The organism is Chitinophaga sp. (assembly GCF_035761305.1).
Lineage (GTDB): Bacteria > Bacteroidota > Bacteroidia > Chitinophagales > Chitinophagaceae > Chitinophaga.
Genome location: NZ_DASTRI010000168.1, coordinates 1 through 9953, shown reverse-complemented (window position 1 = coordinate 9953; position 9953 = coordinate 1). Strand labels below are relative to the sequence as shown.

Below are 9953 nucleotides of genomic sequence, written 5' to 3'. Positions count from 1 at the left end.
TTGACGCTAAATGGGTGCTTAGCATGGATGCCGATTATGTGCTGACAGATAAGTTTATTGAAGAAACCAGGCAGTTTGTAACGGCAAACAATAACGATATAGTAGGTTATGACACCAAATTTGAATTTCTTATTTACGGGCGGCAGCTGGTAAGCAATAACACCACTCCAAGAACAGTGCTGTTCCAGCGGGTGATGGGCACTTATTATGACGACGGGCACGCGCACCGCTTACGGATAAACGGAAAAACAGGCGCCTATAAAGGCCGCATTTTGCATGACGACCGCAAATCGCTCAGCAGGTGGCTCAGCAACCAGGACGGCTACTCCATACGCGAGTGCCATAAGCTGCTGGACCCCGCTAACCCCGACCGTAACTCCGTGCTGAATAAAATACGCAGAACAAAAGTACTGGCCCCCATTTTCATATTTTTTTACTGCCTGTTTGTAAAACGGCTGATCTTCAGCGGCTGGGCAGGCTGGTATTACACCCTGCAGCGCACCATGGTAGAGATGCTGTTTTCCCTGCGGCTGATGGAAGAAGAAAAGTTCAAGTAAGCCGGCAATTTACATTCCTGAAGGATAGGTTTCCGGCAGCTTTTCATCCTGCGGATGCATGTGCAGCGGGTGCAGCGCACTGGTTTGGTCCAGGTAAATAAGCGCATCATAACGTTCGGCAAGCACAGAGGGCACGTAGTTGCCCGCCCTTTCCATATCCGGGTCATATACCACGCCAATAGCACGGTGCGGGATGCGCGACCGGTACAGCGCATCTTTATCCTCACTGAAAAGAATGTAGCAGTCGTTGCCGGGGTGCACTGCGTGCTGGTGCAGCACGGCTTCAATGCTTTGCTCCCGGGCCGGCGGTACTTCCATTTCCTGCATGGGTGCGCCCCATTCGCTGCCTGCAATAACAGTGCCTTCATAGCTGGCAAAACCGGCCAGGTACACATTTTCCTTACCATACATATCGCGCGCCAGCTGCCCTATGTTCACCATCCCTGCCCTGGCCATGTCGGTTGCCCTGGCATCCCCGATATGGGTGTTATGCTCCCACACAATGCCCTTGGAGCCGTGCCCGTGAAACAGCAGCAGGCGGTCCAGTGTGTCCATCATATGCCGGTCGCGGATGTTCCAGCTGTTGTTATCAAACCCTATCATGCTGCGGTAGTAGCTTTCGGCATTTACGGCAATCAGCGCGTTCTGCTCGGTATTAAGCGCAGCTTCGGGGTCGCTGTCCAGGAACTGCGCTTTCATTCTCACCTCTTTTAAAAGGCTCAGCACCGCATCACGGCAGCTATGGTCATTCAGTGAAAAGCGGGCATACAGGCGCTCATCTTCATTAAACGGCTCAAAGCAGGCAATGGCCTGCTTTACATACCTGGCTGCACGCGGATCTTCTTTTTCCAGGTAATGCATCATGGCATGCATAGAGTCCCACAGGCTGTACACATCCAGCCCGTAAAAGCCTACCTTTTGGTTAACCGGCAAATGGCGGTTGTGTTCGCGCAGCCACTCTGCCAGCGCAGCTATTTCCCAGTTGGCCCACATCCAGGTAGGCCAGCGGTCAAATGACTCCAGTATATCGCGGATATTATCGCCGGCGTCTGCATATCCTTTTACGTAGCGGTTAATACGGTAACAATCCGGCCAGTCGCCTTCCACGGCTATAAAGCGGCACCCTTTTTCCTGTATCAGCTTCTTTGAAACAGCGGCGCGCCAGGTATAGTATTCATGCGTACCGTGTGAGGCTTCGCCCAGCATTACAATACGCCGGTCGTTCATATCTTGTAATAAGGGCTCCAGGCTGGCGGTATCTGTTAAGGAGTACATATGCTTTTTAAACACGGCCGCAATTATTGTACCTGCCCGGTTATTGTTGTTGGTATAAATCACCGGCGTTGTGGTCTTTTCTCTCATGCCTGTGAATGAGGCTGCTATGGTCTTTTACAGGCTGGCGGCTAAATGGCTATTGCTGAATTTGAATAAATAAGGTTTGGCGTAGTTTTTATGCAGGTATAGTGTACCAAAAATTAATGCTATGTCTATCGTAAAAGTAATTGAGATCATCGCTTCTTCAGAAAAGAGTTTTGATGATGCCGTTGTTAATGCGGTAGCAGAAGTGTCTAAAACCATTCATAACATCGACTCTGTGTTTGTGAAGGATATGAAGGTACATGTAAAGGACGGTAAAATAGCTTCTTACGGGGTGATCTGTAAAGTATCTTTCAGGATTGATGAAGCTGCGCAGCAGCAAAAGCACGGTTAATACCCGCGCATATGTAGCCGTTAATAAGAGGGGGAGCCAAACATGGCACACACCGGTACATGCAAATATGCATGACCCGGATGTGCTTTTGTTAACGCCGCCACAACCCTATAAAAAAATAACCGCTGAATAATCCATCTTCCTTACTGAAAATCATTTGCTTATAAATATCATATCAATATCCGGATGTTAATAGCATTGTATAGCTACTATTTTTAGCATAATATTGCTAAAAATATTGGCAATACAATTGCCGGGAAAATGCTAAACCGCCGCCATGTCTGCCGCTAAAAAAGCCATCATAGAACAATTACAGCAGGAGCTCCTGCTTTTGCATGGGTTTAAACCGCCCTCCAATACAACGGTACAAATGGGCCTGGGCGCTTTGGAAAAAGCTTTCCCTAACGCTGTTTTTCCTACCGGCGCCATACATGAATTTTTAAGCGATGCCGTTGAGCACACAGCAGCTACCGGCGGCTTTGTGGCCGGCCTGCTGGGCCACCTGATGCAGCGGGGCGGCGCCTGTATATGGATCAGCGCAACGCGCACCCTTTTTCCGCCTGCGTTAAAAGCCTTTGGCGTAATACCCGACCAGGTGGTGTTTGTAGACCTGCAGCGTGAAAAAGACGTGCTGTGGGCCACGGAAGAAGCCCTGAAATGCGAAGGGCTGGCAGCCGTGGTAGCCGAGCTGAAAGACATTAGCTTCACCGCATCCAGGCGGCTGCAGCTGGCCACAGAACAAAGCCGGGTAACAGGCTTTCTGCTGCGCCACCAGCCCCGCGACCTGAATGCCATTGCCTGCGTGGCACGCTGGAGAATTACACCATTGGCCAGCATGGCAGATAATGGCATGCCGGGGGTAGGCTTTCCCCGCTGGCAGGTAGGGCTGGTAAAGGTGCGCAACGGCAAACCCGGTGCCTGGCAGGTGGAATGGGCTGCCAACAGGTTCCGGGTCATCACGGAAAACACAGCATTACCCAACCCCGTACGCATACGTAAAATAGGATAGCATGGCCAAACGCTTTGTTGCAATATGGTTCCCGCACCTGCTAACAGACTGGCTGGTTATCCGCCGGCCCGAACTGCAGCACCTGCCTTTTGTAGTGGCCGCGCCGGATCACGGGCGCCTGGTGATAACCGCTGCCAGCAAAACCGCGCAGGCGCAGGGCATACATGCTGGCGCCGTAGTGGCCGACGCCCGTGCCTTGATACCTGACCTGCAGGTATTTAACAACAGGCCCGGGCTGGCTGCACAGCTGTTAAGCGCATTGTGTAAATGGTGCATCCGGTTCACCCCAACAGCGGCCGCCGACCTGCCGGATGGCCTGCTGCTGGACGCCAGCGGCTGCGCGCACCTTTGGGGCGGAGAAGCTCCCTACCTGGATGACATTGCCGCCCGTTTAAAAGCCTACGGCTATCATATACGTATAGCCATGGCCGGCACTATTGGCGCCGCCTGGGCAGCAGCCCGCTACGGGCAGCCGGTATCTGTTATCCACAGCGGTCATGAAGCCCGCACCCTCAGCGCCCTGCCACCGGCTGCTTTACGCCTGGACCCGCTGATACTGGAGCGGCTGCAAAAGCTGGGGCTTTCCCGCATCAGCACTTTTATTGAAATGCCCCGCGCGGTGCTGCGCCGGCGGTTTGGGCCGGAGCTGCTGTACCGGCTTGACCAGGCCCTGGGCCGGGAAGATGAGGCGCTGCAGCCCCTGGAGCCGGTACAGCCCTGGCAGGAACGCCTGCCCTGCCTGGAGCCCATACTAACGGCAACGGGCATAGGTATTGCGCTGGAACGGTTGCTGACTGTGCTTTGCAGCAGCCTGCAGCAAAAAGGCAAAGGCTTGCGCACCGCTGTGCTAAAAGCTTACCGCCTGGATGGAAAAATAGAGCAGGTGCAGGCAGGCACCCATCGCGCATCGCATAATGTTGCGCACCTGCTGAAATTGTTTGAGCATAAAATAGCTGCTATTGAGCCGGACCTGGGTATTGAGCTGTTTATACTGGAAGCGCCGGATGTGGAAGATGTGGCCCCTCAGCAGGAAACCCTGTGGACAACCGGCTGCAGCCTGGAAAGCATTGGCCTGGCGCAGCTGGCAGACCGGCTGGCCGGAAAAGCAGGCGCACCCGCCATCCGGCGCTACCTGCCCCTGCCCCATTACTGGCCCGAACGCAGCATACAGGCTACCGCCTCCTTTACAGAAAAACCGGTTACCGGCTGGCCAACCGACCATCCCCGCCCCATACAGCTGCTGCCCCGGCCCGAACCGGTAGAGGTAAGCGCGCCCATACCGGATTATCCGCCCATGCTGTTCCGCTACAAAGGCGCCTTGCACAACATTAAAAAAGCAGACGGGCCGGAACGCATTGAACAGGAGTGGTGGCTGGAGGCAGGGCCCCACCGCGATTATTACATAGTGGAAGATGAAGCGGGCCGCCGTTACTGGCTGTTCAGGCTGGGCCATTACAGCGGCAGTGAGCCGCCCCGCTGGTTTATTCATGGCTTTTTTGCATAAAGGAAAATGATTCAGGTATGAGCTACACGGAGTTGCAGGTAACCACCAATTTCAGCTTTCTGCGCGGCGCCTCCCACCCGGAGGAGCTGGTAACGCAGGCGCTGGACTATGGCTATAAAGCCATTGCAGTTACAGACCGTAATACGCTGGCTGGTATTGTACGCGCCTATGCCGCCGCAAAAGGGAAAGACATACGTGTTATCCCCGGCTGCCGGCTGGACCTGCAGGATGGCCCCTCCCTGCTGGCCTACCCTACGGACAAAGCAGCCTATAGCCGCCTTTCGGCCCTGCTTACCCTGGGCAACCTGCGCACGGAAAAAGGTAAATGCGAGTTGTTTAAGGCAGATGTATATGCACATGCAAAAGGCATGGTATTTATTGCAGTGCCGCCGGTTGCTTTAACGCCGGCTTTTGAAATAGCGCCTGCCTTCCGGCAGGCGCTGAAAGAATATAAAGATGCGCTGGGCACGCAGCTTTACCTGGCAGCCAGCCGCGCCTACCATGGCGATGATGCCAAAAAGCTGTACTGCCTGGCGCAGCTGGGCGCACAGCTGCAGGTGCCGCTGGTAGCCACCAACAATGTGCATTACCATCACCCCCAACGGCGTGAGCTGCAGGATGTGCTCACCTGCATACGGGAAAAATGCACGATACAGGAAGCCGGCCTGCGGCTGCATCCCAATGCAGAAAGGCACCTGAAGCCCATACCTGAAATGCTGCGCCTTTTCAGGCGATACCCCGATGCTATTGCACGCACCCAGGAAATTACCGCTGCCTGCGGGTTTCAGCTCAGCAGCCTGCAATACGTATATCCTGAAGAGCTGACCACCAAAGGCCGCACCCCGCAGCAGGAGCTGGAATACCTTACGCTGGAAGGCGCACGGGAACGGTTTGATAATGATATACCGGAGCAAATCAACACCAGCATCCGCTATGAGCTGAACTTTATTGAAAAAATGAACTATGCCGCTTACTTTTTAACCGTACATGACATTGTACGTTTTGCGCGGCAGCAGGGCATCCTGTGCCAGGGCCGCGGCTCTGCCGCCAACTCCACGGTTTGCTACTGCCTGGGGATTACATCTGTTAACCCAACAAAATTTGATCTGTTATTTGAACGCTTCATTTCAGCGGCCCGTAATGAGCCGCCGGATATTGACGTGGATTTTGAACATGAGCGCCGGGAAGAGGTGATACAATACATCTTCAAAAAATACGGGCGCGACCGTGCCGCTATTGTGGCTACGGTAACGCAGCAACGCCAGAAAGGCGCCATCCGCGATGTAGGCAAGGCTATGGGCCTTTCGGTAGATACCATTAACCGTATTTCCGGCGCTATATGGGAGCATTCGGAAGAATGGTTTGATGAGCAGCGCCTTACAGCGCACGGCTTAAACCCCCACGACCCGCTGCTGCGCAAGGTGCTGCAGCTCACCGGCCAGTTTATGGGCTTTCCGCGCCAGCTGGGGCAGCATACCGGCGGTTTTGTAATTACGCAGGACAAGCTCTCGGACCTGTGCCCCATATTGAACGCACGCATGGAAGACCGCACCTGCATTGAGTGGAACAAAGATGATATTGATGCGCTGGGCTTCATGAAAATAGATGTGCTGGCCCTGGGCATGCTTACCTGCATCCGCAAAGCTTTTGACCTGGCAGCACAGCATCACAACCGGCATTTAACTTTGGCGAATGTACCGCAGGACGATCCGGCGGTGTATGAAATGATAAGCCATGCCGATACCATTGGCGTTTTCCAGATAGAAAGCCGCGCGCAGCAGGCCATGCTGCCCCGTTTAAGGCCAAACTGCTTTTATGACCTGGTGATAGAGGTAGCCATTGTTCGCCCCGGCCCCATACAGGGCGATATGGTGCACCCCTACCTGCGCCGCCGTAATAAGCTGGAAGCCGTAACATATCCTTCAAAAGAATTAGAGAAGATACTGTATCGCACCTGCGGCGTTCCCCTGTTCCAGGAGCAGGCCATGCAAATTGCCATTGTTGCTGCCGGCTTTACGCCTGCAGAAGCAGATGAGCTGCGCCGCAGCATGGCCACATTCAAATCAGTAGGCACCATCAACCAGTTTGAAAAAAAGCTGGTAAACGGTATGATGGAAAAAGGCTACACCAAAGATTTTGCACAACGCATTTTTAAGCAGCTGGAAGGCTTTGGCAGCTACGGCTTCCCCGAAAGCCATGCCGTTAGCTTTGCGCTGCTGGCATATGTTTCATCGTGGCTCAAGTATCATTACCCCGATGTTTTTGCCTGCGCCCTGCTTAACAGCATGCCAATGGGTTTTTACCAGCCGGCGCAGATTGTTGCAGATGCAAAAAACCATGGCGTGGAGGTACGCCCGGTAGATGTGAACCACTCCATGTGGGATAATACGCTGGAAAAAAAAGCAGCGGCTCCATATGCCCTGCGCCTGGGCTTCCGCCAGGTTAAAGGCCTGCAGGAAGATGATGTGCAGGCCCTGGTAAACGCACGCGGCAACGGCTATACGAATATACCGGCGCTGCGGGATGCGGGCGTGCAGCAAAGAACGCTGGAAAAGCTGGCCGATGCGGATGCCTTCCGCTCGCTGGGGCTCGACAGGCGCCGCGCGCTATGGGAAGTGGCAGCCCTGCACGACAGGCCCATTGCGCTGTTTGCAGGCACACCTTCTGAAAGCGCTGCAGAAACAACGGTAACCCTGCCGGAAATGTCGGCTGCGGAACATGTAGCGCAGGATTACGTATCTACCTCCCTTTCCCTTAAAGCGCACCCTGTAAGCTTTGTGCGTGAAAAGCTGCAGCAGCTGCATATATTGCCTGTTGCAGCCCTTAACACCCTTAGCGATGGGGCGCCGGTAAAAGTAGCCGGCCTGGTGCTGGTACGGCAAAGGCCAGGCACCGCAGCCGGTATTTGCTTTATTACCATTGAAGATGAAACCGGGTGCGCCAACCTGGTGGTTTTCCAAAAGCTGTTTGCTGCCTATCGTAAAGAGATACTGCAATCCCGGCTGCTAATGGTAGAAGGTACCCTGCAGCGCGAAGGCGAAGTAATACACGTAATTGTAAAGCGTTGCTATAATTTTACCGGTTTGCTGCGGGTGCTCACCACCCCGCAGGAAGCCCCCCTGCCCTTTCCTGTTACCCCGCAGGCGCATGAGCCTATACAGCAGGAAGTATTTGCAAGGGCCAGGAATTTTAAATAATTCCCTTACCAGGCATGCGCCACAAGCTGTAACGCATTGCCATGGCCGTGGCAGGAGGATAGGTAATAACGGGAATTTATTTATCCAGCCGTACATTCACGGCCGTAAGCCCTTTAGGGCCTTTTTCCATTTCAAAAATCACCCGGTTGTTTTCATGCAGCACATCTTTTGTTGCGCTGGTATGCACAAACAGGCTTTCTTTGGTTTCAAGGTCTTTAATAAAGCCAAATCCCTTTTGATGGTTAAAAAGCGTTACCACCCCTTTTCTTAACAGCTCATCAGGATCGGGCGCTTTTTGTTTGGGAACACTGATGTTAATGTCTTCCAGCTTCACCGCCTCTCTTTTACGCGGATCCGGCGGCTCTGATGTAAGGTTGCCGTTTTCATCCAGGTAAGCCATCATATCATCCAGGCTCTTGCCTTTCACTGCATTATTCTTCCGCTCCTGCTTACGTTCTTCCTTTTTCTTTTTCTCCTGCCGTTTTTTTTGCTCTCTTTCTTTTTTGTTCCATGTCATTGCCATAATTACGTTGGTTTTAGTTATTCATTAATGATGAGGCATATATTAATACCGGTAGCAAACCGCGTTTATATTCATTCCTGCGCCAACAGATGCAAATAATATTACATCGCCCGGGGACAGCTGATGGCCGCCCACCTGTTCTTTCCGCACAAGATCATACAAAGTAGGTATGGTAGCTACTGAACTATTGCCCAGCCAATGAATGCTCATTGGCATAATATTTTCCGGCAGCGGTACGTCATACAGCTCAAACATCCTTTTTACAATAGCTTCATCCATTTTTTCATTGGCCTGGTGTATGAATACCTTTTTCAGCGACTGCACCGGTATGCCGCATTTTTCAAGGCATTGCCGCATGGCTGCCGGCACGTGTTTAAGCGCATATTCATATACTTTGCGGCCTTTCATTTTCAGGTACTGTACGGCAGGGTCTTTTTCCGGCAGGTAAGCGCTGCCGGTATTAATGTAATCTATTTCTTCCATGGCGTGTGTTACGGACAGGCTGCCCAGCATACCGGCGCCGTCGGGGGCTTCGCGGTATTCAAGTATAGCAGCACCCGCACCATCGCTGAATATCATGCTGTCGCGGTCATATACATCTATTACCCTCGACAGCACTTCAGTGCCAATGACCAGCGCTTTGCGTGCAATACCTGCTTTAAAAAAGGCGTCGGCCTGTATGAGGCCCTGCAGCCATCCGGGGCAACCGAAAATAAGGTCATAGGCAATGCAGGCAGGGTTGGTAATACCCAGCTTGTGCTTGATACGGCTGGCCAGTGAGGGGGTCATCTCAGACTGTACTGTATTTTTGGCAACATCCCCGAAATTATGGGCTACGATGATCTGGTCAATTTCCTCCGGGTTAACGCCGCTGTCGGCTATGGCTATACGGGCTGCCATACTGCCAATATCCGATGCGTTGAGGTCATCTGTGGTATACCGGCGTTCTTCAATACCGGTGATTTTCCTGAATTTATCCACTATTTCCGGTGAGGGAGTAGGAATAGGCTGCTTATCTTCTGAATAAAAAATATTGTTTGCAAACTCATTATTAGATTGAATGCAGGGTGGAATGTAACTTCCGGTGCCTGTTATAACAGATTGATACTTTGAAATCATATTCAACTAATTTGCTTTTGAAAACAGTTTAAAAAGCGTACTATTTGCAGCATATGTGCTATTCAGTTTTTAACAATACACTTTTTAAACTGCATATCAAAGGCCACTCCATTTTTTTTGTAACAGTTGCGGTCATTTATAAGACCGGCAAGCTGTAGGTTAAAGAATATTAAAAGCGGCAATAGCTGTTTTTCCCGCTGTTACCAGCGCCTTGAGTAGTTGTTGCTCCTTTCCTCCCTGGGCCTTGCTTCTGTTACATTAATAGCGCGCCCGTCTATTATGTTTCCGTTTAATGCCCTGATGGCGTTTTCGGCGGCTTCCTGCTCCGGCATT

8 protein-coding genes are annotated in these 9953 nt (G+C 52.4%); 5 read left to right on the top strand and 3 right to left on the bottom strand.

The genetic code is table 11. From position 1 onward, the window contains the following. Window positions 1–557 (top strand): hypothetical protein (locus tag VFS25_RS14395; RefSeq protein ID WP_326462856.1); only part of this gene is annotated, 557 nt, incomplete at its 5' end. Window positions 558–566: 9 nt separating this feature from the next. Here the strand turns inward: VFS25_RS14395 and VFS25_RS14390 are convergent. Then, window positions 567–1919 (bottom strand): erythromycin esterase family protein, encoded by a 1353-nt coding sequence (locus VFS25_RS14390; protein WP_326462855.1) that lies wholly within the window; start codon window positions 1917–1919, stop codon window positions 567–569. 121 nt (window positions 1920–2040) lie between these two features. On the opposite strand from VFS25_RS14390, the gene VFS25_RS14385 reads away from it, so the two are divergent. From VFS25_RS14385 to VFS25_RS14370, 4 genes are all read left to right on the top strand, one after another. Next, window positions 2041–2268, top strand: coding sequence for a dodecin family protein (locus VFS25_RS14385; RefSeq protein WP_326462854.1), 228 nt, complete (start codon window positions 2041–2043; stop codon window positions 2266–2268). A 277-nt stretch (window positions 2269–2545) separates the two neighbouring features. Beyond that, window positions 2546–3277, top strand: coding sequence for an Error-prone repair protein ImuA (locus tag VFS25_RS14380; protein ID WP_326462853.1), 732 nt, complete (start codon window positions 2546–2548; stop codon window positions 3275–3277). 1 nt (window position 3278) lies between these two features. Then, complete coding sequence (locus tag VFS25_RS14375; protein WP_326462852.1) at window positions 3279–4781, top strand: DNA polymerase Y family protein; 1503 nt, start codon at window positions 3279–3281, stop codon at window positions 4779–4781. Between the two features lie 17 nt (window positions 4782–4798). After that, the gene (locus VFS25_RS14370; protein ID WP_326462851.1) at window positions 4799–7978 is read left to right on the top strand and encodes an error-prone DNA polymerase; all 3180 of its coding nucleotides are present in this window, start codon (window positions 4799–4801) and stop codon (window positions 7976–7978) included. A 76-nt stretch (window positions 7979–8054) separates the two neighbouring features. On the opposite strand, the gene VFS25_RS14365 is transcribed toward VFS25_RS14370, so the two are convergent. Then, window positions 8055–8501, bottom strand: a complete 447-nt coding sequence (locus tag VFS25_RS14365; protein WP_326462850.1) for a cold shock domain-containing protein — start codon at window positions 8499–8501, stop codon at window positions 8055–8057. 42 nt (window positions 8502–8543) lie between these two features. After that, window positions 8544–9620, bottom strand: coding sequence for a ketoacyl-ACP synthase III (locus tag VFS25_RS14360; RefSeq protein WP_326462849.1), 1077 nt, complete (start codon window positions 9618–9620; stop codon window positions 8544–8546). Between the last annotated feature and the right edge of the window lie 333 nt (window positions 9621–9953).

What these genes read in the sequence shown, in the direction of transcription:
- VFS25_RS14360 (WP_326462849.1), bottom strand. Translation starts at nt 9,620, where the DNA reads ATGATTTCAAAGTATCAATCTGTTATAACAGGCACCGGAAGTTACATT.
- VFS25_RS14375 (WP_326462852.1), top strand. Translation starts at nt 3,279, where the DNA reads ATGGCCAAACGCTTTGTTGCAATATGGTTCCCGCACCTGCTAACAGAC.
- VFS25_RS14390 (WP_326462855.1), bottom strand. Translation starts at nt 1,919, where the DNA reads ATGAGAGAAAAGACCACAACGCCGGTGATTTATACCAACAACAATAAC.
- VFS25_RS14370 (WP_326462851.1), top strand. Translation starts at nt 4,799, where the DNA reads ATGAGCTACACGGAGTTGCAGGTAACCACCAATTTCAGCTTTCTGCGC.
- VFS25_RS14380 (WP_326462853.1), top strand. Translation starts at nt 2,546, where the DNA reads ATGTCTGCCGCTAAAAAAGCCATCATAGAACAATTACAGCAGGAGCTC.
- VFS25_RS14365 (WP_326462850.1), bottom strand. Translation starts at nt 8,501, where the DNA reads ATGGCAATGACATGGAACAAAAAAGAAAGAGAGCAAAAAAAACGGCAG.
- VFS25_RS14385 (WP_326462854.1), top strand. Translation starts at nt 2,041, where the DNA reads ATGTCTATCGTAAAAGTAATTGAGATCATCGCTTCTTCAGAAAAGAGT.